Raw genomic sequence first — 23,083 nt, forward strand, 5'->3', positions numbered from 1 at the left:
TGCTGTCTGGTCTGCCGGTGCGCCCTAGCGGGCGACGGGCCAGCCGTTCTTCGTCCAGCGCAGGACGTTCAGGCCGAGCTTCGGAGTGCCGTCGTCCTCGGCGTCGTAGTAGTGGTACGCCAGCCAGTCCTCGCCCTTGTCGCGGAAGACGGACTGGCCTCCGGTGCCGATGTAGCGGCCGTGGCCCTCCAGGACGAGGTCGCCGCCGCCCTCCAGCAGCGGCGTGCCGGTGCTGTCGGTGTAGGGGCCGGTGACGGACGTCGAGCGGCCCACCTTGATCTTGTAGGTGGAGTTCACGCCGGAGCAGCAGGCGTCGTGGGAGGCGAACAGGTAGTAGTGGCGGCCGTGCTTGACGATGTACGGGCCTTCGACGGCGTAGGGGGCGTCGGGGCGGGTCGCGAGGTGGTGGACCGTGGCCCCGGCCTCGGCCTTGCCGGTGCTCGGGTCCAGCTCGACCATGCGGATGCCGGTCCAGTAGGAGCCGAAGGACATCCACAGCCTGCCGTCGGCCCGGACGATCGCCGGGTCGATGGCGTTGAAGGTGTCGGTGCGCTCGGAGGTGAAGACCTTGCCGTGGTCGGTCCAGGTGCCTGGGCGGCCCGACTTCGACGTGGCGACGCCGATCGCGGAGTGGTTGCTGCCCCAGGAGGAGACGGCGTAGTACAGCCAGTAGGTGCCGTCGCGGTAGGAGAGGTCGGGGGCCCACGGGTCGGCCGTGTCGTTGTACTCGTACCACCAGGACGGCGGTTCGGCGAAGGCGTTGCCGGCGTCGTCCCACTGCCGGCCGTCCTTCGACAGGCGGGCGCCGATGATGCCGCCGGTGGAGTAGGCGACGTAGCCGCCGGACTTCAGGCGGGCGACGGTGGGGTCGTGGATGATCTGCTGGCCGGTGATCGGCCGTGGGTCGGGGTAGCCGGTCGCCGCCTGGGCGGCGTGGGGCACGAGGGCCATGAGCGTGGCCGTGCCGACGGCGACGAGGGTGCTGCGCAGGGTCACTGGCCCGCCAATCCCGTGTGGGCGACGCCCGCCACGATCTGCCGCTGGAAGAAGACGAAGACGATGATCAGCGGCAGACCGGCCATCAGGCCGCCGGCCATCAGCTGGGCCCACTGGATGCCGTAGGAGTTCATGACGGTCGCGATGCCGTTCGGCATGGTCATCAGGTCGGGGTTGTTGGTCACCATGTACGGCCACAGGAAGTTGTTCCAGGAGCTGATGAAGGTGAAGATGCCGACCGCCGCGAGCGAGGGGCGCGAGAGCGGCAGGATGATGGTGAAGAAGACCCGCCAGCGGCCCGCGCCGTCGATGAAGGCGGCCTCCTCCAGTTCGCGGGGGATGCCCTGGAAGAACTTGTAGAGGATGTAGACCATCGCGGCGGGCGCGCACTGCGGCAGGATCATGCCCCAGTAGGTGTCGACCATCCCCATCTGCTGGACGGTGGTGAACAGGGGCACGCCGAGCACGGCCGGGGAGACCATGAGCCCGGTCATCACCAGGCCCATCAGGGCGCTCTTGCCGCGGAACTCGGTGCGGGCGAAGCCGTAGCCGGCGAGCGCGCTGACGATCAGCACGACGGTCGTGACGCAGACGGAGACGACCAGGGAGTTCACGAACCAGTTGGTGACGTTGCCGGTCTCCCACAGCGACGACCAAGCCTGGCCCGTCCAGTCCTCCGGCAGCCAGTGCGGCGGGATCTCGGCCGCCTCGGCCTCGGACTTCAGCGAGGTGAGCAGGGCCGCGACGATCGGCGCCATGAAGACGGCGGAGACGGCGGCACCGATCAGGGTGAGCGCGATCTGGCTGGGTGTCCACGAACTGCGGGGCTTGAGCCGTATCGGCGTGCCGCTCATCGGGTGCCCTCCTCACGGGTGCGCAGCAGCCACATGCGCGCCAGGGCGACGGCTGCGATGAGCACGAAGAAGATGATGGACATCGCGGAGGCGTAGCCCACGCGGTAGCTGGTGAAGCCCTGTTCGAGGGTGTACTGGACGAAGGAGCGGGTGGAGAGCTCCGGTCCGGGGCCGAAGTCCATCATCACGACGGCCTGGTCGAAGAGCTGGAGCGAGGCGAGGATCTGGAGCGCGATCACCAGGCCGGTGATGTTGCGCAGCAGCGGCAGCGTGATGTGGACCATGCGGTGCCAGGCGTTGGCGCCGTCCAGCTTGGCGGCCTCGTAGAGGTGGCCGGGGATGCCCTGGAGGGCGGCGAGGTAGAGCAGGAAGGAGAAGCCGACGGTCCACCACAGGGTGGTGACGACGATGGCGAGCATCGCGTACGACTTGTCGGTCAGCCAGGGCGTGTCGATGCCGAAGGTCTCGTTGACCAGGCCGATGCCCTGGGTGAACAGCCACTGCCACATGTTGGCCGCGACCGTGGACGGCAGGAGGAAGGGCGCGAAGAAGCACAGCCGCCACAGCCACTTGCCGCGCTCGATGTGGTGGGCGAGCATCGCGAGCAGGAAGGCGAGGACGGTGATGCAGGGCACGACGAGCAGCGTGAAGTAGGCGCTGTGGCCCAGCGCGTCCCACATCGCCGCGTCGTTCAGGGCGTCGCGGTAGTTGTCGAGGCCGACGAAGCTCGCGCCCTCGCCGGAGATGTTGGCGTCGGTGAAGCTGAGGTAGACGCCCCGCAGCAGCGGCCAGATCACGAACAGGGCGAACAGGGCGAGGAAGGGGGCGACGAACCAGCCGCCGTGCTGGAAGCCCTGCTTGCGGCGGACGGTGGCACTCACGGCGGCGGTCCTCGTCCGCGCCGGTGCGACGGCGGTCTGAGCGCTGGTCGCCATCATGCGGCCGCACCTCCTTCGGCGGCGGTCCGGCCGTCCATGGGGTTCTTCGAGGCGAGCAGCCTGGTGAGCCGGCTCTTCATCGTCCGGGCGACGGCGGCCGGCTTCGCGGAGCCCATCGTGGAGGAGACGACGACCGGGCCGAGGTCCTGGGCGAGCACGCCGGTGGAGCCCGCGAACCACACCTTCGGCTCGGTGGCCTGGTGGTCCATGGCGCTCACGTACTCGTTCTGCGGGGTGAGCTTCCGGTAGGCGTCCGTGGTGAGCGTCGGCGTGTAGGCGGGGATGTGGCCGCCGGCCGCCCACTGCTGGGCGTGCTGGACGACGTACGCGGCCAGCCGGTGCGCGGCCTCGTCGGCGGCGCCGCCGCGGCCGGCCTGGTGGGGCAGGACGAAGGCGTGCGACTCGGCGTGGGTGGCCTGCTTGCCGAAGACGGGCGGGAGCGGCGTGGCGCCGTACTCGAGTCCGGCGCCGGAGAAGACCGGCACCGACCAGTTGCCCTCCCAGGTGAAGGGGGCGCCGTTGACGAACTGCTCGCCGGTGGGGGCGCCGGGGACGACATAGCCGTCGGTGACGTGCTGCCGCAGGAACTCCAGGACCCGGGTGGCCTTGTCGGTGTCGAAGAGGACCTCGGTGCGGTCGTCGTCGAACCACTCGCCGCCGAGCTGGGTGTAGAAGGCGACGAAGAACCACCACTGGAAGTTCTGGTCGTTGGTCCACAGGCCGATGGTCTGCAGGCCCTTCTTCTGGACCGCCTTGGCCCGCTTCAGCACGTCGAACCACTCGTCGGTGGAGCCGACCGGGATCATCCGGCCGTCGTCGCCGAGCAGATCCGCCTTCCTCAGCACGTCCTTGCGGTAGAAGCAGAGCTGGACGTGGATGTCGAGCGGCAGGGCGTAGAGCTTGCCGTCGATGACGCCGCGGCTCCACAGCGCGGGGTTGAAGTCCTGTTCCCTCACGCCGTACTCGGCGAGCAGGTCGACGTTCCACGGGTCGAGGAGGCGGCCCGGGGAGAAGCCGGCGACGCGGCCCATGTGCATGACGCCGAGTTCGGGAGCGCGGTCGCCCGCGGCGGCCATGGCCAGCTTGGTGTAGAAGGGGTTGCCCCACTGGAGCGTGGAGTCCTTGACCGCGATGTCCGGATACTGCGCCCGGAAGGCGTCCAGCATCGCGATCATGTTGGAGCCGTCGCCGCCGCTGAAGAGGTTCCAGTAGCGCACGCGGGTGCGGGCACCGGAGGCGAGGGCGTCGGCGCCGGTGCCGAGCGCGGCGAAGCCGAAGCTTCCCGCGACCGTCAGCCCGCCGAGTGTGGCCAGCAATTGCCTGCGGTTCAGGCCAGGTTGTCCCATTCCCTGCCCTTACTCTTCGAGGTTCTCTACGAGACACGTCACGCTTGTTCGAGATATCGGATGGCGCTCGTAACTTCGAACGGACCGTAAGGTTGAAGCGCTTGCGCGTCAATGGGTTGCACACGAACTTCCGAAACACCGTGGTCCCGTTCAGGACCGGCCGCGTACCCTCTGACGGGTCGCCGTCGGGCGGTGAGGCGGTGGCCGGAAAGGGGAGCGATGGACATCCCGGGCGCGCGGCACGGCGCGGGCCGATTCGCCACGGCGCTGCGGCGCGCGCGGACCGGCTCCGCGATGCGCGACCTGGCCGGCCGGCTGCGCACCGCGCTGCGGGCCCGCCCCGACACCCCGGCCGACGTGCGCGAGGTGTGCCGGGCCCTGTGCGAGGAGATGAGCCTGCGGCGCGGCGGGCGGCCCGTGGAACTGCGCTTCGAGCGGTTCCCCGACGAGCTCGAAGTGACCGGCCTGTGGGTCGAGTTCCAGGACTTCGACCTCGTCATCGTCGAGGAACGGGCCGAAGCCGTGCAGCAACTGGTCATCCTCGGCCACGAGCTGTGGCACATGCACGCCGGGCACGGCCACCACCACCTGCGCGGCGAAGCCGCCGCGCACGCCCTGGCCGCGGGGCCCGGCTGGCGCGACCTCGCCCTCACCGTCGCCGCCCGCAACGGCTCCCGGGAGCGGGAGGAGGCGGAGGCGGACGACTTCGGGCACCGGCTGGCGGCGCTGTTCCGGCCGCTGCTGACCGGCACGCAGGCCTCCCCCGACCCGGTGCAGCGTTCCCTCGGCTACCGCGGACCCGGAGGACGCCGGCCGTGACCCCCGCCCTGCCCGAGGCCGTCTCCGCACACCCTCTCGCCGCCGTCCTGGCACTGGACCCCGCCGGGTTCCTGAGGGAGCTGTACATCTCCTTCTGGATCCCCACCGCCGTCCTGACGGCCGCCCTCGCGATCAAGCTGCCGACCATCATCCGGCTGTGGCGCGACCCGCTGCTGCGTGCCGTCGGCGCCCTGCTGCTGATGGCCTGTGCGGTGTTCGTGTTCGTGGCGCCGCCGACCATCGCCTGGACCAACCGGGTCACCGGCGTGCCCAACATCTCGGCGCCCTGGTGCTATTCGCTCATCACGGCGTTCTGCGCCTCCTGTCTGCTGCTGATCATCGCCTGGCGCAACGGCCTGTCGGACCGCTCCCCCGACACCCGCCGCGCCATGCGCTGGGTGATCGTCACCTACTCCGCGGTGATCGCCGCGCTGTGGGTGCTGTTCGCGCTCGCGGACGCGCCCGAGGAGCGGCTGCGGGACCTGGACACCTACTACGCCACCACCCCGTTCATGCGCGAGCTGATCGTGCTCTACCTGCTCGCGCACTGCGTGGCCGTCCTGATCACGTCCAAGCTGATCTGGGAGTGGGTGCGCACCGAGGGGCTGGACGTCTGGCTGCGCGGCGGACTGAAGTCGCTGGGCATCGGCTACGGACTGAACCTGATCTTCGACCTGTCCAAGATGACCGCCGTCGCCGCCCGCTGGACCGGCCACGACCTGGACTGGCTCAGCACCGACCTGGCGCCGCCGGTCGCCTGTCTGTCGGCGATCCTGATCGCGGTCGGCTTCATCCTGCCGCACGCCGGCCAGTATCTGCACGACCGCTGGCGGGTCCGGCTCGCCCACCACGAACTGCGCCCGCTGTACACGCTGACCCGGTCCGTGAACGGCTCCGGCGTGCCGTTCCTGCTGCGCGCCGCGCCGGAGCTGCGGCTGATCCGGCGCGAGACGTTCATCCGTGACGTCCTGCTGCCGCTGGCCCGGCACATCGACGAGGAGGCCCGCCGCCGCGCCCACGCCGCGGCCCTCGCGCTCGGCCATCCGCCCGACCGGGCGAAGGCGCTGGCCGCGGCCCTCGCCATCCAGGACGCCGTCGAGGCCCGGCGGCGCGCACCCGACCACGACGGCTGCGGCGAGCCCGACACCACGGACCTGCTCCAGGAGATCGGGGCGGTGTCCCGAGCCCTCCGCCGTCCCGACGACCTCGCGGCGGTCCGCACCCGCGCCGCCGCACGCGCAGAGAGCGTGTCCGCACATGAGTGAACGCACCACCACCGCCGTCGTCCTCGGCGGCTCCCTCGCCGGGATGCTCGCCGCCCGCGCGCTGACCGGCGCCGCCGGCCGGGTGATCGTCGTCGAGCGCGACGCGCTGCCCGAGGGGCCGCGGCCGCGCCGCGGTCTGCCGCAGGCCCGCCACGTCCACCAGCTGTGGTCGGGCGGGGCGCGGGCGCTGGACGAACTGCTGCCCGGCCTCGGCGCGCGGCTCACGGAGGCCGGGGCGCACCGGCAGCCGGTCACCGCGGACATGGTGGTGCTGTCCCCGCACGGCTGGTACCGGCGCTGGGCCGAGTCGCACTTCATGCTGCTGTGCACGCGCGACCTGCTGGACGCGAGCGTGCGCGCGGCGGTGCTCGCCGACGAGCGGATCGAGGTCGTGGACGGCACCGAGGTGCTGGGGCTGACCGGCGGCTCCGGCGCGGTCACCGGTGTGCGGGTCCGCGACCGGGACGGCGCCGAACGCCTCCTGCGGGCCGGCCTGGTCATCGACGCGACCGGGCGCGCCTCACGCACCCCACGCTGGCTGGCGGAGCTGGGGGTGCCGGAGGCGGAGCGGCGGGAGGTCGACTCGGGGCTGGCGTACGCGAGCCGGCTGTACCGCGCGCCGGCCGACGCACAGGAACGTTTCCCCGTCGTCAATGTGCAGCCGCGGCCCCGTGCGGGCGGGCCGGGGCGGGGCGGGGTGCTGCTGCCCGTGGAGGACGGGCGGTGGCTGGTCACCCTGTACGGCACCCGGGGCGGCGAACCGGCCTCCGACACCGGCGACTTCGAGCGGTACGCCCGCGAGGAGCTGCGGCATCCGGTGATCGCCGAACTGCTTCAGCGGGCCGAGCCGCTGACCGACGTCTCCTTCACCCGCACCACCGCCAACCGGCGCCACTTCTACGAGCGGGTCGCGGCCTGGCCGGAGAACTTCGTCGTGCTCGGCGACGCGGTGGCCGCGTTCAACCCCGTCTACGGGCACGGCATGTCGGTCGCCGCGCAGTCCGCGGTGGCCCTGCGGGACGGGCTGCGGCGGTACGGCTGGGGTGCGGAGGGTCTGGCCCGGCGGGTCCAGCGGGCGGTCGCCCGGCCGGTCGGCGCGGCGTGGGACCTCGCGATCGGGCAGGACGTGTTCTTCCCCGGGGCGACGGCGGACGCACCCGGGTGGCGGGAGCGGGCGGTGGCGGCGTACGTCGACCGGCTGCTGTACACCGCCACCGGCAACGGCAGAGTGGCCCGCCGCGTCACGGACGTCCTGTCCCTGGAACGCGGCGCCGAGGTCCTGCTGACCCCGAGCCTCCTGCTGGCGGCAGCGGTGGGCCCCCTCAAGCCCGCGCTGGGCGCTCCACCACTGACGGCCCAGGAACGCAAGGCGGCGGGACTGCCGTAGACACGGGGCGACCCGCCCCACCCCTCAGGGGCGCGGTGAACTGCGCGACCAGCCCCCCACCACCCGCACCCGGCACACTTCCGTACCCACCGACTCCGCAGCCGCGCCGCCCAACCGCCGGAGGCCAGGCCCCCTCAGCCCGCGAACGCCGGCTGCGCCACTCCCTGCCCCGCCCCCGGGATCACCAGCAGCGATCCCGACAGCGGGTGCGGGGCCGTCAGCCCCACCCGTGCCGTCGTCACATACAGGTCCGTGAGGTCTGGACCGCCGAACGCGCAGGCCGTGACCCTGGGGACCGGCAGCTCGATGACGCGGTCCAGGACGCCGGCCGGCGTGTAGCGGCGGATCGCCCCGCCGTCCCAGAGGGCCACCCACACACAGCCGTCCGCGTCGACGGTGAGGCCGTCGGGGAAGCCCGCGCCCTCCTCGATCTCCGCGAGCACGCGGCGGTCGCCGATCAGGCCGTCCCGCACGTCGAAGACGTCGACGCGGCGGGTCGGCGAGTCGATGTAGTACATCGAGCGGCCGTCGGGGCTCCAGCCCGTGCCGTTGCTCACGGCCACGTCGTCCAGCACGACGTCCACCGTGCCGTCGGCCGTCACCCGGGACAGCGTGCCGCCGCCGGGCGCCTCGTCGTAGCGCATGGTGCCCGCCCAGAGCGTGCCGTCGGGGGCGACGGCCGCGTCGTTGGCGCGGCGGCCGGGCACGGGCTCGTGGTGGAGCCAGCGGAAGGCGCCGTCGGGGTCGAGCAGCCCCAGGCCGTCGCGGAGGTTGAGGACCAGGCCGCCGCCCGCGCGGGGCTTGACCGCGCCGATGTGCTGGTCCGTGGTGCGGACCGTGCGGCGGCCGGTGGACGGGTCGTAGGTGTGGATCCGGGAGCCGAGAATGTCGATCCACAGGAGGCGGCCGTGCGCCGCGTCCCAGGTGGGGCCCTCGCCGAGGGTCGCCTCGGCGGCGACCGCGCGCTCGTACGTGGTCATGCCACGCTCCGGTGGCCGAGCCGCTCGGAGAGCTCCGCCGCGCCCTTGGCGGCGAGCTGTTCCAGCTCGGCGCGGCGCTCGTCGCTCCAGCGGATCATGGGGACGGAGATGGAGAGCGCGGCCACCACCTGGCCGGTGCGGTCCCGGACCGGGGCGGCGACACAGCTGACGTCCGGGTTGGACTCGCGGCTCTCGACCGCCATCCCGCGGTGGCGGATTTCGGCCAGGGCCTCGCGCAGCGCCGCCGGTTCGGTGATGCTGTTCGGCGTCATCGCGACCAGTTCGGCGCCGTCCGGGACGCGGGCGGCGAGTTCGTGCTCGGGAAGGGAGGCCAGCAGCATCTTGCCGACGGAGGTGCAGTGCGCCGGGAGGCGGCGGCCGGCCGCGGAGACCATGCGCACGGCGTGCGTGGAGTCGACCTTGGCGATGTAGATGACGTCGGTGCCTTCGAGGATGGCCACGTGCACGGTCTCGTCGCAGGTCTCGGCGACGGACCGGGCGACCTGCTGGCCCTCGGCGGCGAGGTCGAGCTGCTCGGCGTAGCGGCTGCCGAGCTGGTACGGCCGTACGCCGAGGCGGTAGCGGCCGGGCTGGCCGGGCACGCCGACGATGTACGACCGGGCGGCGAGCGTGGTGACCAGCTCGTGCACGGTGGTGCGGGGCAACTGGAGCCTGCGGACGATGTCGGGGGCGGAGAGTGTCCCGTCCCCGTCGAGGAAGAGCTCCAGGATGTCGAGAGCCCGGGTCACGGCAGGTACGAGGCGTCCCACAACCGGCCTCCTCCCATGTTCGAAATTTCAACTGACGGTCGGAATAACGAACACAGGCTACTCATGGACGCTTCGGCGGGGCAATGGTCCTGCGCCAGGTCCGCCGCGCGCGCCCGGATTCCCGCGCCCGCTCAGATTCCCGCGCCCGCTCAGATTCCCCGCAGATGCGCGAAGGCCGTCAGCAGCAGGTCGCGGGCGACGACCGGGGTGCGCTCCTCCTCCGGCAGGGCGGTGTAGGCGAACAGCGCGGAGCGCATCGCGCCGACGGCGGCCCTGGAGAGCACGGCGGCGCGCAGCGGTGTGGCCACCTCCGGGTCCTCGGCGGCCAGCCGCTCGCGGAGCGCCTCGGCGAGACCGGTCTCGAACTTGCTGAGGACCGGCAGGAACTGGCGGGTCGGCTGGCCGGGGAAGCGCTGCGGGGGCCCGCTGAACATCAGGCCGACACCGCCGCCGGCGGCCACCTCCAGGGTCGCGCCGAGCACGGCGGCGTACGGGTCCTCGGCGGCGGGGCGGGCGACCACCTTGGCCCGGATCACCGGGATGAGGTCCAGGATCTCGTCGAGGACCAGGTCCTCCTTGGACGGGAAGTAGCGGAAGAAGGTCCGCTCGGTGACCCCGGCCGCGGCGGCGATGTCCCGCACGGTGGTCTGCGCGTAGCCGCGCTCCTCGAACATGCGGTGGGCCGCCTCCTGGAGCGCCTTGCGGGTCGCCGCCTTGTGCGCCTCGCGCCGGCCCCGGGGCTCGGCGGCAGGGGTGTCGAGGGTTGCCATGTGAGGAGTATCGCAGGCTCAAAACCGACGGTAAAGGATCTGTCAGTCATGACACTTTGGCTATGCTGTCAGCCATGACACTTATTCGGAGGGGGCGCGTGTCCCGCAGAGCGCGTCTCGTCACCCTCGCCGCGGTCGGCGCGGTGCTGGCCGTCGGCGGCATCGCGGAGGCGGTGGCCCGCCACTACGCCGCCGACCGTTTCGCCGACCGGATGGAGCGCCGGCTGCACACCGGGCTCGACGTGGGCTTCGGCCCCACCCCGGTGACGCTCCAGCTGGCGCGCGGGTCGTTCCCGCGCGTGGAGGTCTCCGGCGAGGGCGCCACGTTCCGCCGGTTCAGCGGGGTCGATCTGCACGCCGAGCTGGACGACGTGGTCCGTACCGGGGACGGCCTCTCGGTGCGGGACAGCCGGGTGAGCGCGGAACTCGGCGACGCGGCGCTCACGGACGCGGTGAGCGCCATGACCGGCGGCGCGCTGGGCCGGGCGACCGTGACGACCGACCCGGCCGCGCACGAACTGGTGGTGCACGCGGGGCCCGCCGGGCGGGTCACCGTCGGATTCCGGCCGGTGCTCGAGGACGGCGGCCTCCGCTTCGAGCGCACCGCCGTGCGGATCGGCGACCGGGCCGTCCCCGACGCGCTGGCCGGCCAGTTGCTCGGGGACGCGCCGCGGGAGGTCGATCTGTCCGCGCTGCCGCTCCGGCTGGAACCGGAACGGGTCGCGGTCACGCCGGACGGGCTCCGGCTGGAGCTGACGGGAGGCCCGACGACCGTGAAGGCCTGACCGGCCGCCGCCACCCGGCCCCGCCCGCCCCCTCCCTCTCCGCACCTCCACCGCATCTGCCACTACTGCACGAGGAGCGTTTCCGTGGCGACTTGGCTCTATCGGCTCGGGCTCGGCGCCCACCGCCGCCGACGGCTGGTCCTGGCCGTCTGGCTGGCCGTCCTGGCCGCCGCCGTCGGCACGCTGATGGCCGTCGGCGGCAAGCTCGACAACGAGTTCACGATTCCCGGCTCCGAGTCCCAGCGGGCGCAGGACACCATGGCGGAGGACTTCCCGGCCGCCGCCGGCACCAGCGCCCAGATCGTGTTCACCGCGCCCGACGGCGCCAAGGTCACCGACCCCGCCGCCGCCGAGGCCGTCCGCCGCACCCTGACCGCCGCCCAGGACGCGCCCCAGGTCGCCGCCGTGATCCCGCCCGACAAGGCCGGCACCGTCACCCCCGACGGCCGTACCGCGCTGGCCCAGGTCAACTACGACGTCACGCGCTCCGAACTCGACGACGGCACGCTCGACGCGCTGGAGGAGACCACCGGGGCCGCGAAGGAGGCCGGCCTCGACGTCTCCGTCGGCGGACAGGCTTACGGCAACGGCGTGCTCACCCCGAGCGTCCTCGAACTGCTCGGTGTGGTGGTCGCCCTGGCCGTCCTCGCGCTCACCTTCGGCTCGCTGCTCGCCGCCGGGATGCCGCTGCTCACCGCGTTCGTCGGGATCGGCACCGGCCTGGTGGGGCTGCTGGCGGTCTCCTCCGCGGTGACCGTCTCCTCGACCGCGCTGAGCCTCGCGCTGATGCTGGGGCTCGCGGTCGGCATCGACTACGCCCTGTTCGTGCTCTCCCGGCACCGCACCCAGCTCGCCCAGGGCATGGACCCGCGCGAGTCGGCGGGGCGGGCGGTCGGCACGGCGGGCAGCGCGGTGGTGTTCGCCGGCACGACGGTCGTCATCGCGCTGGTCGGGCTGGCCGTCGTACGGATCCCGTTCCTGACGGTGATGGGGCTCAGCGCGGCGGCGACCGTGCTCGTCGCCGTGCTGGTCGCGGTCACGCTGCTGCCCGCGCTGTTCGGCTTCGCGGGCGCCCGGCTCGCCCCGCGCCCGGGCTCCCGGGCGGCCAGGCGGGCGGCGGTCACGGCCGACACCTCCCCGACGCCCGGGCCCGGCTCCTCCGAGGCCGGCGTCGGCGACGGCACCGCCGGTTCCGGGACCGGCGTGAGCGACGGCGCCGCCGGACGCCCCGCCGCCGTGCCCGCCGTCATGCCCGCCGTCATGGGGCAGCGCTGGGCCCGACTGGTCACCCGCCGGCCCCTCCTCGTCGTCCTCGGCTCGGTCGCCGCCCTCCTGGTGCTGGCCGTCCCGGCCGCCGATCTGCGCCTCGCGCTGCCCGACAACGGCTCCGCCGCGCACGGCACCTCGCAGCGCGAGACGTACGACACCGTCGGCGAGGCCTTCGGGCCCGGCTTCAACGGACCGCTGCTGGTGCTGGCCGAGACGGACGCCACCGGGCAGGAGGGGCAGCGGCAGGCGGGCGCGGTGGCCACGCGGCTGGCGGAGCTGCCGGGCGTGGTGAAGGTGGGCCGGCCGCAGTACGCGCCGGAGTCCGGGCGGGCGGTGATCTCCGTGGTGCCGGACGGCGGCCCGCAGGACGAGGCCACCCAGGACCTGGTCGACGCGATCCGCGCGGACGCGGACACCGTCGAGCGGGAGACGGGCGCCACGGTGTCCGTGACCGGCACGACCGCGATCGGCATCGACGTCTCCGACCGGCTGCGCGCCTCGCTGCTGCCGTTCACCCTGGTCGTCGTCGGGCTCTGTCTGATCCTGCTGCTGCTGGTCTTCCGGTCGCTGGTGGTGCCGGTGAAGGCGACGGCCGGCTTCCTGCTGTCGGTGGCGGCGTCGTTCGGCGCGGTCGTCGCCGTCTTCCAGTGGGGCTGGCTCGCGGACGCGCTCGGTGTGGCGCGGACCGGACCGGTCGTCAGCTTCCTGCCGATCGTGCTGATGGCGGTGCTCTTCGGACTGGCGATGGACTACGAGGTGTTCCTGGTCTCCAGCATGCGCGAGGAATGGGTACGCACCCGCAAAGCCCGAACCGCCGTGATCGACGGGGCGGGACACGCCTCGCGGGTGGTGACGGCGGCGGCGCTCATCATGTTCTTCGTCTTCGCCAGTTTCGTGACGACCGAGGACGCGATCGTGAAACCCATCGCCTTCTCCCTGGCGTTCGGTGTGCTGGTCGACGCCTTCGTGGTGCGGATGACGCTGGTGCCGGCGGTCCTGGCCATGGTGGGCCGTGGTGCCTGGTGGCTGCCGCGCGGCCTCGACCGGGTGCTGCCCGATCTCGACATCGAGGGCGCGCGCCTGCACGGCCCACCCCCTCCGGAAGAAAGCGAAGAACGCCGCGAGGTGAAAGTGAGCCACCTCACCGCTGACTGAAATCAAAGCGCGGCTGGCTGAATGACAAACCCTGCAATCAGGCCTGCTTTCCGGGTTCACCGGAAGGCAGGCCGTCGTTTTTCAGCCGCTAATTGTTACCGACGCGGAAATTCACTCCGGAACATTTGATTCCACTGGAGAGCGTGTGTTTGACTGAGGGCACGACGAATCGACTTACGGTTCGAACGGGGGAGAGCACACAACTCTTCAGCACGTTCATCTCATCCGGATCGGCCTGCGCAAAGTCGCGCGGCACCGGATTTCCCGGCGTCCTTCGCACGCCTCATGCACGATTCCCTCCCCCATGTTCCCGCGGCCATTTTCCATGCCCGACGAAAAGGGATCACGCATGCACATCGAAGAAAAAATCGCCCCTGCCCCGCGCGGCCTGCGTGCCGCCGCCCGCCCGGTCATCACCGGCTCGTCCCATTCATTTCCCGGGACTCGCAGCAGCCAGGAAGAGCTGTGGCAGGACTTTTTCCACGAGCACTACGACGGCTTTCCGCTGGCCCGCCGGATATTCCAGAATTCCGGAATCAGCTCCCGTTCCACGGCCGTCGACCCGCGCGCCGAGAAGGAAGTCTCCCAGTGGAGCACCGGCCGCCGCATGGCCCGGTACATCGAGGAGGCCGTCCCGCTCGGCAAACGCACCGTCGCCGCGGCACTGGAGTCCGCCGGCCTGGCCCCGGCGGACGTGGGACTGCTGGCGGTGGCGTCCTGTACCGGCTACACCACACCGGGCCTCGATCTGAGGCTCGCCGACGAGCTGGGCATGAGCAGCAGGGTGCAGCGGCTGTTCATCGGTCACATGGGCTGCTACGCCGCGGTGCCCTCGCTCGGCGCGGTCTCCGACTTCGTCGCCTCCCGCGGCCGTCCGGCCGTGCTGCTCTGCCTCGAACTGACCTCGCTGCACGTCCAGCCGCCCGGCAAGGACATCGAACAGATCGTGGCGCACGCCCTGTTCGCGGACGCCGCCGCCGCGGTCGTGCTGGAGCCCGACGCGGGCAGCGGCTACGAGGTGATCGACGTCGTCGCGGTCACCGACCACAGCACCGCCGACCACATGAGCTGGCAGATCACCGACCTCGGCTTCAAGATGGGCCTGTCGCCCAAGGTGCCGGACGTGCTCGCGCAGTACGTCGGCGAGGTGGTCCGCGACCAGCTGCTCGCCCCGCACGGGCTCACCCCCGAGGACGTCACCGGCTGGGCGGTGCACCCCGGCGGCAAGCGCATCCTGGAGGTCGTCGGCGAGCGGCTGAACCTGCCGGCCGGCGCCCTGGACGCCTCGTACGCGGTGCTCGACGAGGCCGGCAACTGCTCCTCCCCCACCGTCCTGATGGTCCTCCAGCGGCTGCCCGAGAGCGACGGCCCGGTGGTGGCCATGGCCTTCGGCCCCGGCCTCACGCTGTACGCGGCCCTGCTGCGCCGCTCCTCCTGACCGCACCGACGCACCCCGGACGCACGGAAGGAAACAGCTGAGCCATGCCCGACCCGACCCAGCCTGGCCAGGTCTTCGTGACCGGCACCGGACGCTGCGGCTCGACCCTCGTCTCCGAACTGCTGCGCGAGCACCCGCGGGTGCTCAGCCTGTCGGAGCTCTTCAACCACCTCACGGACATGTACCGGCTCACCGCCCGGGTCTTCCCCGAAGGCCTCGTCACGGCGGCGGAGTTCTGGCGGATCCTGTCCTCCCGCAACACCGTCAACCGCCTGCTGACCGCCAACGGTCTGGCGCCCAAGGAAGTCCTGTACCGCCCGTCGCCGACCAGCCGCTTCCAGGCGGACACCGGTGTCCCGGCGGTGCTGCTGACCACCCTGCCGCACCTGAGCGAGTCGCCCGACGAGCTGTACGGCGAAGTGGAGGAGGCCGTCGCCGCCTTCCCCGAGGCGCCCGTCGGCGAGCACTACCTGCGGCTGTTCTCCTGGCTGTGCGCCCGCTTCGGCAGGACCCTGTGGGCCGAGCGCAGCGGCGGCTCGCTGATCCTCGCCTCGCGGTTGCGCGAGCACTTCCCCGAGGCGCGCTATCTGCACATCGTGCGGGACGGCCGGGACACCGCGCTGTCGATGAGCCGCCACAACGGCTTCCGGATGGCGGCGGTGGTGATGGCCCTGCACCTCACCCTGGGCCACGACCCGTACGCCGAGGAGCCGGCCGACGGCACCGCACACGACCTCGGTCCCGTGCCGGAGGAGCTGGTCCCGTTCCTGCCGAATCGTTTCGACGCCGGGGCGGTGCGCGACTACCGCATCCCCACCTCGCTGTTCGGCACCTACTGGTCCGACGAGATGCAGCGCGGCATGGCGGCGATGTCCGCGCTGCCGCCGGAGAACGTGCTGCACATCTGGTACGAGGACCTGCTCACCGAGCCCGAGCCGGCACTGCGCGCGATCGCCGAGTTCCTGGGCCCGGACTTCGTGGACGAGGAGTGGGCGGCCCGCGCCGCGGCCAAGGTCGGCCGGCCCTCCTCGACCTGGCGTGATCTGCCGGGCGCCGAGCGCGAGGAACTGGACCAGGCGTGCGCCGCCGGGTTCTCGGTGCTCGCCGCGCACGGTGTCGTCCCCCTGACCGGTACGACCGCGAGGAGTGGCGCATGAGCAGGCGAGCCCCCCACACCCGCGGCGGCACGGTGTGGCTCACCGGACTGCCCAGCTCCGGCAAGACCACCCTGGCGCAGGCGCTGGCCAGCCGCCTCACCCGCGAGGGCCACCGGGTGGAGGTGCTGGACGGCGACGAGATCCGCACCTTCCTCAGCGCCGGCCTCGGCTTCACCCGCGAGGACCGCGACACCAACGTGCAGCGCATCGGCCTGGTCGCCGAGGTGCTGGCACGCAACGGCATCCTCGTCCTGGTCCCGGTGATCGCGCCGTACGCCGACAGCCGCGAGGCGGTCCGCAAGCGGCACGAGGCGAGCGGCACCCCGTACCTGGAGGTGCATGTCGCCACCCCGCTCCAGGTGTGCGCCGTCCGCGACGTGAAGGGCCTGTACGCGCAGGCCCGCGCCGGCCGGCTGTCCGGGCTGACCGGCGTCGACGACCCGTACGAGCCGCCGCGGGCGCCGGACGCCAAGGTGGAGACCCAGCTCCAGTCCGTGGGCGAGTCGGTGGACTCGGTGCACGCGCTGATGACGGAGCGGGGGCTGCTGTGACGGCGGTGCGGGAACGGTCGCCGCGCGGCCGCCTCGGGCACACCGATGTGCTGGAGTCGGAAGGCGTGCACATCTTCCGGGAGGTGGCCGGCGAGTTCGAGAAGCCGGTGCTGCTGTTCTCCGGCGGCAAGGACTCGGTGGTGATGCTGCACCTGGCGCTGAAGGCGTTCGCGCCGGCGCCGCCGCCGTTCGCGCTGCTGCACGTGGACACCGGGCACAACTTCCCCGAGGTGCTGGCCTACCGGGACCGGGTGGTCGCCGAGCACGGCCTCACCCTGCACGTGGCCTCCGTGCAGGACTACATCGACCGCGGCGTGCTGCGCGAGCGCCCCGACGGCACCCGCAACCCGTTGCAGACCCTGCCCCTGCTCCAGGCCATCACCGGCGGCGGCTTCGACGCCGTCTTCGGCGGCGGGCGGCGCGACGAGGAGAAGGCCCGCGCCAAGGAGCGGGTGTTCTCGCTGCGCGACGAGTTCGGCACCTGGGATCCGCGCCGGCAGCGGCCCGAGCTGTGGCAGCTGTACAACGGCCGCCATCTGCCGGGCGAGCACGTGCGGGTGTTCCCGCTGTCCAACTGGACCGAGCTGGACGTGTGGCAGTACATCGCGCGCGAGCGCATCGAGCTGCCGTCCATCTACTTCGCCCACGAGCGGGAGGTGTTCCTGCGCTCGGGGATGTGGCTGGCGCCCGGCGAGTGGGGCGGTCCGAAGGAGGGCGAGCCGGTGGAGCGGCGCCGGGTGCGCTACCGGACCGTCGGCGACATGTCCTGCACCGGCGCGGTGCTGTCCGAGGCGGCCGACGTGGACGAGGTGATCACCGAGATCACCGCGTCCCGGCTCACCGAACGCGGCGCCACCCGCGCCGACGACCGGCTCTCCGAGGCCGCCATGGAGGACCGCAAACGCGAGGGGTACTTCTGAGATGACGGCCGACCTGACAGCTCTCGGTCACGACTTCCATCCCCCGCACTTCACCGCCGCCCTGATGATGCGCGGCATCTTCCAGGAGGTCCGGACCCGGCTCAGCGCCGGGCCCGCGGCCGCCGGCACACAGGAGGGACCTGCGAACCCCATGCCCCACGCCACCCGGGACCGCGCCCCGTCCGCCCGACCGGCGGCCGAGGCGGATCTGCTCCGCTGGGCCACCGCGGGCTCGGTGGACGACGGCAAGTCCACGCTCGTCGGACGCCTGCTGCACGACTCGAAATCGGTCCTCGCCGACCAGCTGGAGGCGGTCGCCCGCGCCTCCGCCGGCGAGGGACCCGACCTGGCGCTGCTGACGGACGGCCTGCGGGCCGAACGCGAGCAGGGCATCACCATCGACGTCGCCTACCGCTACTTCGCCACCCCGCGCCGGCGGTTCATCCTCGCCGACACACCGGGCCATGTGCAGTACACCCGCAACATGGTCACCGGCGCCTCCACCGCCGAACTGACCGTGATCCTCGTCGACGCCCGCAAGGGCGTGGTGGAGCAGACCCGCCGGCACGCGGCGGTCGCCGCGCTGCTGCGGGTGCCGCAGGTGGTGCTGGCGGTGAACAAGATGGACCTCGTCGGCTACGACAAGTCCGTCTTCGCCGCCATCGCCGCCGAGTTCACGGCGTACGCCGGCGGGCTGGGCATCCGCGAGGTCACCGCGATCCCCATCTCCGCGCTGGCCGGGGACAACGTCGTCGAGCCGTCCACACGGATGGACTGGTACGCCGGCCCGACGGTCCTCGCCCACCTGGAGAGCGTGCCGGTCACCGCGGAGGAGACGGGGGCACCCGCGCGCTTCCCGGTGCAGTACGTCATCCGCTCCGGGGACACCCGGCTGTACGCCGGCCAGCTCGCCGCCGGAGTGCTGCGCACCGGCGACCGGGTGACCGTGCTGCCGTCCGGGCGGACCACCACCGTCACCGGCGTCGACCTGCTGGGCACACCCGCCGAGTCGATCGGCTCGCCGCAGTCCGGCGCGCTGCGCCTCGCCGACGACCTGGACGTCTCCCGCGGCGATCTGATCGTGCCCGCGGACGCGGCGCCGACGGTGGCCCGGGACGTACGGGCGGCCGTGTGCCATCTGCACGAGCGGGCGCTGCGGCCCGGCGACCACGTCCTGCTGAGGCACACCACGCGGACGGTGCGCGCGGTGGTCCGGCGGATCGGCGGCGCCGGCCGGCTGGAGCTGAACGACATCGGGCAGATCGAGCTGCGCACCGCCGAGCCGCTGGCGTTCGACCGCTACCAGGACGACCGCCGCACCGGCTCCTTCGTCCTCGTCGACCCGGGCGACGGCGCCACGCTCACCGCGGGCATGATCGGCACCACCGCTCCGGGGACGGCCGATGCGGCTGCCTGAGCGGCGGCGCGCGCTGCTGGCGCTGCTCCTGCTGGTGCTGTGCGCGGCGGGCTGCGGCTACGGGTCGCGGGCGCCGGGATCGGCGGCGGCCGCCCCGGCCGTCGGCAGCGGGCCGCCGCTGTCGGCGGAGTCTGTGACCGTCGGCTACTTCGCCAACGTCACGCACGCCACCCCGCTCGCCGGGGTGCAGGAGGGGTTCTTCACCCGGGAGCTGGGCGGCACCCGGCTGCGCACCCAGGTGTTCAACGGCGGCCCGTCGGCGCTGGAGGCGCTGAACGCGGGCGCCGTCGACATCGCGTGGATGGGCCCGTCGCCGGCCGTCAACGGCTACCTGCGCTCGGCCGGCCGCAGCCTGCGGATCGTGTCGGGCGCCGCCTCCGGCGGGGTCTCCCTCGTCGTCGACGCGGACGCCGAGGTGCCCGGCACCGACATCCGGGGCCTGCGGATCGCCACCCCGGAGGCGGGCAACACCCAGGACGTGGCGCTGCTGCACTGGATCCGGGAGCAGGGCTGGGACGTCGACCCGCGCACCGGGCGCGGCGACGTCACGGTGGTGCGGCAGTCCTCCAAGGAGATCCCCACCAGCTTCCGGCGCGGCGCGATCGACGGCGCGTGGGTGCCCGAGCCGGTGGCCGCGCAACTGGTGGCGAGCGGCGGCCGGGTGCTCGTGGACGAGGCGGACCTGTGGCGGGACGGCTCGTTCGTGACGGCGCTGGTGGTGGTCTCGCAGTCCTTCCTCGCCGACCATCCGGACGTCGTCCGGGCGGTGCTGCGGGGCGCGCTGGAGACCAACGAGTGGCTGCGGGAGAACCCGGCCGAGGGCAGGGCGGGCGTGAACCGGGCCATCGAGGCGGCGACCGGCAGACCGCTGGAGCGGGACGTCCTGGACGCGGCCTGGCGCCATGTCCGCCTGACCGCCGACCCGCTCGCCGCGACCCTGGCCGAGGAGGCCGGGCGGGCCGACCGGCTGGGACTGCTGGGCGGCGGGTCCACGGCCCTGGACGGCATCTTCGACCTGCGCCTGCTGAACGAGGTCCTCGCCCGCCGGGGCGAGGAGGCGGTGGACGATGTCGGCCTCGGTGTCACCGGCGGCTGACCACTTCGACACGAAGGATTTGATCTCATGTCAGAAACGGTGCTGCGGTCCGGCGCACCGGCCCGCCTCTCGCTCGCCCCGGCCGGGGCGCGGCCACCCGCCGTCCGGCTCACCCATGTCTCCAAGTGGTTCGACACCTCCGGGCGGCGCCAGACGGTCCTCGACGACATCAGCCTCACCCTGGACCGCGGCGAGTTCCTGTGTGTGCTCGGCGCCTCCGGGTGCGGCAAGTCCACCCTGCTGAACCTGGTCGCGGGCCTGGACCGGCCGTCCGCCGGCGCCATCGAGGTGCCGGGCGGGCGGCGGGCCGCGCTGATGTTCCAGGACCACGCCCTGTTCCCGTGGCTGACGGCCGGGCGCAACGTGGAACTCGCGCTGCGCCTGCGCGGAGTGCCCCGCCGGGAGCGGCCGCGGGAGGCGCGGCGGCTGCTGGAGCTGGTGCGGCTGAAGGACGCGTACGGCAAGCGCATCCACGAGCTGTCGGGCGGTATGCGGCAGCGGGTGGCGCTGGCGCGGGCGCTCGCGCAGGAGGCGGACGTGCTGCTGATGGACGAGCCGTTCGCCGCGCTCGACGCCATCACGCGGGACGTGCTGCACGAGGAGCTGAGCCGGATCTGGTCGGAGAACGGGCTGTCGGTGGTGTTCGTCACCCACAACGTGCGCGAGGCGGTCCGGCTCGGGCAGCGGGTGGTGCTGCTGTCCTCGCGGCCCGGCCGGGTGGTGCGCGAGTGGACCGCCGACGGCCCCGGCACCGGGGAGGCCGCGCTGACGGCCCGGGTCACCGACGCCCTGCGGGAGGAGATACGACGTCATGGCCGCCGGTGACACCGTCACGACCGGGCCCGGAGCCGGCGCGGAGACCGCGGCGGTCGGGGCGGGCCTCGACGCGCTGGACAGCGCCCCCGCCGGGCCCGGACGGCTGTCGCTGCGGCGGATCCTGCGGGAGCGGGTGCTGCCGCCGGTGGTGGCCGTCGTGGCCGTGCTGCTGCTGTGGCAGGCCGCGTACGCCGCCGAGCTGAAGCCCGGCTATCTGCTGCCGTCGCCCGCGGACGTGTGGGGCGCCCTGTCGGACCAGTGGTACGAGGGGACCCTGTTCTCCACGGTGTGGACGAGCATGCAGCGCGGCGCGCTCGGCTTCGTGGCCGCCGTGCTGCTCGGCACCGCGCTGGGGCTGCTGCTCGGCGCGGTGCGGCCGGTGCGGGTGGCGCTCGGGCCGGTGCTGTCGGGGTTGCAGTCGCTGCCGTCGGTGGCGTGGGTGCCGGCCGCGGTGGTGTGGTTCGGGCTGACCGACGCCACCATCTACGCGGTGGTGCTGCTGGGGGCGGTACCGTCCGTCGCGAACGGGCTGCTGGCGGGCGTCGACCAGGTGCCGCCGCTGTATCTGCGCGCCGGGCGGGTGCTGGGCGCCGCCGGGGCCGCCCGGGTCCGGCACATCCTGCTGCCCGCCGCGCTGCCCGGCTATCTGGCCGGCCTCAAGCAGGGCTGGGCGTTCTCCTGGCGGTCGCTGATGGCGGCCGAACTCATCGCCAGCTCACCGGAGTTGGGGCTCGGTCTCGGCCAGCTGCTGGAGAACGCCCGCTCCTACCAGGACATGGCCCTGGTGCTCGCCACCATCGGGGAGATCCTGGTCGTGGGCGTCGCCGTCGACCTGCTGCTGTTCGCGCCGCTGGAACGCCGGGTGCTGCGCGCCCGGGGCCTGGCCGGCGCCCGGCACTGAGCGGGCGGCGGCGGCCGGGCGCCTCTGCTGTACTGGCCCGGTGACCACGACCGCCGACTCGGCTCCCGGCTGGCTGCTGCGGCTCGCTCCCGCGGGTGTCCCCCCGGAGGCCGCGTGCACGCCCGAGACGCTGGCGGCGGCGCGGGCGGCGCTCGGCAGCGGTCCGGTCGGCTGGGCGGTCGAGGTGGCCCGGGACATGGCGGCGGAGATCGTGCGGCAGGTGCCGGAGCACGGCGGGCCCGGCGCCCTCCCGCCGTTCCGGCGGGCGGTGGAGGCGACCGTGCTGACGGCGCTGCGCGCGCTGCTGACGGAGCCGCCGCCGACCGCCGAGCAGGTCCCCGCGGAGGCCGTCGCGGGCAACGCCGAACTGGCGCGCAGGAACGTGCCGCTGGACCGGGTGCTGCGCGGGGTGCGGCTCGGCCACGCCCACCTGCACGCCCGGCTGCTGGAGGCCCTGGCCCGGGAGCCGGAGGAGACCCGCGCCCAGGAGACCCACCGGGTCAGCGACCTCCTCTTCGTCTACGCCGACGTCCAGGCCAGCCGGCTCGCCGAGGAGTACGCCGCCGAGCGCGACCGCTGGCGGCGCAGCACCGAGGCGGCCCGCCGCCGCACGGTGGACGACCTGCTCGCCGGCCGCGTCGTCGGCGGCGCCGCGGCCTCCCGCACCCTCGGCTACGACCTGGCCCGCCACCACGCCGCGTTCATCATCACCTCGACCGCCCCGGACCCCTCCGAGCGGGCGGCACGCCGGCTCGCCGCCGAACTCTCGCGGGCGGCGGACGGCGAGAACCTGCTGACGGTGGCGGCGGGCGGCACCGAGCTGTGGGCGTGGACGTGCTGGCCCGCTCGGCCGCCGCGCGACGCGCTCGCCAGGCTGCCCCGGCTGGTCCCCGAGCACCGGCCGCTGCGCGTCGCGGTCGGCCCCGTCGGCCACGGCGCCGAGGGGTTCCGGCGCAGCCATCGCGGCGCCCGCGAGGCCGACCGCATGGCCCGCCTGGGCCGCACCGGCTGGCTGTGCGACTACGCCGACGTCGGCACGGCGGCGCTGCTCACCGCCGACCCCGAGCACGCCCGCTGGTTCGCCGCCGACGTCCTCGGCCCGCTCGCCGCCGACGACCCCCGCACCCGTGAACTCCGCGAGACCCTGCGCGTCTACCTCGCCGAGGGCCGCAGCCCGCAGAGCGCCGCGGAGCGCCTGTTCATCGCCCGCAACACGGTCACCTACCGCGTCCACCGCGCGACGGCCCTGCTCGGCCGCCCACTGGAGACCGACGCCCTGGACCTGCGCCTGGCCCTGGAGATCACCCGCCTGCTGGGCCCGGACCGGGCGGACACCGCGTAACCCATCCCGCGCGCTCCTGTACGCCGATCCCAAAGTCCGGACGGAATCTGGGCGGTGGGACCGAAGCCCGAGGGGCGGGGCCGCCGTTGACTGCTGGAAGGAACCGCGCAC

General features: G+C 73.2%; 21 protein-coding genes. 14 read left to right on the plus strand and 7 right to left on the minus strand.

From position 1 onward, the window contains the following. Positions 1 to 24: 24 nt before the first annotated feature. Genes ABT232_RS05505 through ABT232_RS05520 form a run of 4 tightly spaced genes read right to left on the minus strand, consistent with a single transcriptional unit; the run spans position 25 to position 4,134 of the window. A complete protein-coding gene (locus tag ABT232_RS05505; RefSeq protein ID WP_450871572.1) occupies positions 25 to 996 on the minus strand; it encodes an arabinan endo-1,5-alpha-L-arabinosidase in 972 nt (323 codons plus the stop codon). Then, the gene (locus tag ABT232_RS05510) at positions 993 to 1,850 is read right to left on the minus strand and encodes a carbohydrate ABC transporter permease (protein ID WP_351836209.1); all 858 of its coding nucleotides are present in this window, start codon (positions 1,848 to 1,850) and stop codon (positions 993 to 995) included. Before ABT232_RS05510 ends, ABT232_RS05505 begins: the two co-directional genes overlap by 4 nt. Further along, positions 1,847 to 2,788: a carbohydrate ABC transporter permease gene (locus ABT232_RS05515; RefSeq protein ID WP_351836212.1), complete on the minus strand. Its 942-nt coding sequence runs from the start codon at positions 2,786 to 2,788 to the stop codon at positions 1,847 to 1,849. The genes ABT232_RS05510 and ABT232_RS05515 overlap by 4 nt, the downstream gene beginning before the upstream one ends. Beyond that, entirely contained in the window at positions 2,785 to 4,134 is a 1,350-nt protein-coding gene (locus ABT232_RS05520) for an extracellular solute-binding protein (RefSeq protein ID WP_351836214.1), read from the minus strand. Before ABT232_RS05520 ends, ABT232_RS05515 begins: the two co-directional genes overlap by 4 nt. Before the next feature lie 219 nt (positions 4,135 to 4,353). Here ABT232_RS05520 and ABT232_RS05525 point away from each other — a divergent pair, with 219 nt between their 5' ends. The 3 genes from ABT232_RS05525 to ABT232_RS05535 are packed head-to-tail and all read left to right on the plus strand — an operon-like array spanning position 4,354 to position 7,605. Further along, entirely contained in the window at positions 4,354 to 4,953 is a 600-nt protein-coding gene (locus ABT232_RS05525; protein ID WP_351836216.1) for a toxin-antitoxin system, toxin component family protein, read from the plus strand. After that, on the plus strand, positions 4,950 to 6,218 hold the full coding sequence (locus ABT232_RS05530) for an MAB_1171c family putative transporter (RefSeq protein ID WP_450871573.1): 1,269 nt from the start codon (positions 4,950 to 4,952) through the stop codon (positions 6,216 to 6,218). The genes ABT232_RS05525 and ABT232_RS05530 overlap by 4 nt, the downstream gene beginning before the upstream one ends. Continuing rightward, the gene (locus ABT232_RS05535; protein WP_351836218.1) at positions 6,211 to 7,605 is read left to right on the plus strand and encodes an FAD-dependent oxidoreductase; all 1,395 of its coding nucleotides are present in this window, start codon (positions 6,211 to 6,213) and stop codon (positions 7,603 to 7,605) included. The genes ABT232_RS05530 and ABT232_RS05535 overlap by 8 nt, the downstream gene beginning before the upstream one ends. A 134-nt stretch (positions 7,606 to 7,739) precedes the next feature. On the opposite strand, the gene ABT232_RS05540 is transcribed toward ABT232_RS05535, so the two are convergent. From ABT232_RS05540 to ABT232_RS05550, 3 genes are all read right to left on the minus strand, one after another. Further along, a complete protein-coding gene (locus ABT232_RS05540) occupies positions 7,740 to 8,585 on the minus strand; it encodes an SMP-30/gluconolactonase/LRE family protein (protein WP_351836221.1) in 846 nt (281 codons plus the stop codon). Then, the gene (locus ABT232_RS05545; RefSeq protein ID WP_351836224.1) at positions 8,582 to 9,355 is read right to left on the minus strand and encodes an IclR family transcriptional regulator; all 774 of its coding nucleotides are present in this window, start codon (positions 9,353 to 9,355) and stop codon (positions 8,582 to 8,584) included. The genes ABT232_RS05540 and ABT232_RS05545 overlap by 4 nt, the downstream gene beginning before the upstream one ends. A gap of 149 nt (positions 9,356 to 9,504) precedes the next feature. Continuing rightward, complete coding sequence (locus ABT232_RS05550; RefSeq protein WP_351836227.1) at positions 9,505 to 10,125, minus strand: TetR family transcriptional regulator; 621 nt, start codon at positions 10,123 to 10,125, stop codon at positions 9,505 to 9,507. A 98-nt stretch (positions 10,126 to 10,223) separates the two neighbouring features. On the opposite strand from ABT232_RS05550, the gene ABT232_RS05555 reads away from it, so the two are divergent. From ABT232_RS05555 to ABT232_RS05605, 11 genes are all read left to right on the plus strand, one after another. Continuing rightward, positions 10,224 to 10,910: an LmeA family phospholipid-binding protein gene (locus ABT232_RS05555; RefSeq protein WP_351836229.1), complete on the plus strand. Its 687-nt coding sequence runs from the start codon at positions 10,224 to 10,226 to the stop codon at positions 10,908 to 10,910. An 84-nt stretch (positions 10,911 to 10,994) separates the two neighbouring features. Then, positions 10,995 to 13,334 (plus strand): MMPL family transporter, encoded by a 2,340-nt coding sequence (locus ABT232_RS05560; protein ID WP_351836232.1) that lies wholly within the window; start codon positions 10,995 to 10,997, stop codon positions 13,332 to 13,334. 349 nt (positions 13,335 to 13,683) lie between these two features. After that, entirely contained in the window at positions 13,684 to 14,772 is a 1,089-nt protein-coding gene (locus ABT232_RS05565) for a type III polyketide synthase (protein WP_351836235.1), read from the plus strand. Positions 14,773 to 14,816: 44 nt separating this feature from the next. After that, positions 14,817 to 15,929 (plus strand): sulfotransferase, encoded by a 1,113-nt coding sequence (locus ABT232_RS05570; RefSeq protein ID WP_351836238.1) that lies wholly within the window; start codon positions 14,817 to 14,819, stop codon positions 15,927 to 15,929. Next, positions 15,926 to 16,480 (plus strand): adenylyl-sulfate kinase, encoded by a 555-nt coding sequence (cysC, locus tag ABT232_RS05575; protein WP_351836241.1) that lies wholly within the window; start codon positions 15,926 to 15,928, stop codon positions 16,478 to 16,480. The genes ABT232_RS05570 and cysC overlap by 4 nt, the downstream gene beginning before the upstream one ends. Beyond that, positions 16,477 to 17,400 carry a sulfate adenylyltransferase subunit CysD gene (cysD, locus tag ABT232_RS05580; protein WP_351836244.1) on the plus strand — a complete coding sequence of 308 codons (924 nt, stop codon included), beginning with the start codon at positions 16,477 to 16,479 and terminating at the stop codon, positions 17,398 to 17,400. Before cysC ends, cysD begins: the two co-directional genes overlap by 4 nt. 151 nt (positions 17,401 to 17,551) lie before the next feature. Then, positions 17,552 to 18,817, plus strand: coding sequence for a sulfate adenylyltransferase subunit 1 (locus ABT232_RS05585; protein ID WP_351836323.1), 1,266 nt, complete (start codon positions 17,552 to 17,554; stop codon positions 18,815 to 18,817). Next, positions 18,804 to 19,913 (plus strand): ABC transporter substrate-binding protein, encoded by a 1,110-nt coding sequence (locus ABT232_RS05590; protein ID WP_351836247.1) that lies wholly within the window; start codon positions 18,804 to 18,806, stop codon positions 19,911 to 19,913. Before ABT232_RS05585 ends, ABT232_RS05590 begins: the two co-directional genes overlap by 14 nt. 27 nt (positions 19,914 to 19,940) lie before the next feature. After that, positions 19,941 to 20,738 (plus strand): ABC transporter ATP-binding protein, encoded by a 798-nt coding sequence (locus ABT232_RS05595; RefSeq protein ID WP_351836250.1) that lies wholly within the window; start codon positions 19,941 to 19,943, stop codon positions 20,736 to 20,738. Beyond that, a complete protein-coding gene (locus ABT232_RS05600; RefSeq protein WP_351836253.1) occupies positions 20,725 to 21,630 on the plus strand; it encodes an ABC transporter permease in 906 nt (301 codons plus the stop codon). The genes ABT232_RS05595 and ABT232_RS05600 overlap by 14 nt, the downstream gene beginning before the upstream one ends. A gap of 40 nt (positions 21,631 to 21,670) precedes the next feature. Continuing rightward, the gene (locus ABT232_RS05605) at positions 21,671 to 22,972 is read left to right on the plus strand and encodes a PucR family transcriptional regulator (protein ID WP_351836256.1); all 1,302 of its coding nucleotides are present in this window, start codon (positions 21,671 to 21,673) and stop codon (positions 22,970 to 22,972) included. Positions 22,973 to 23,083 lie beyond the last annotated feature (111 nt).

The organism is Streptomyces sp. NPDC001532 (assembly GCF_040298625.1).
GTDB lineage: Bacteria > Actinomycetota > Actinomycetes > Streptomycetales > Streptomycetaceae > Streptomyces.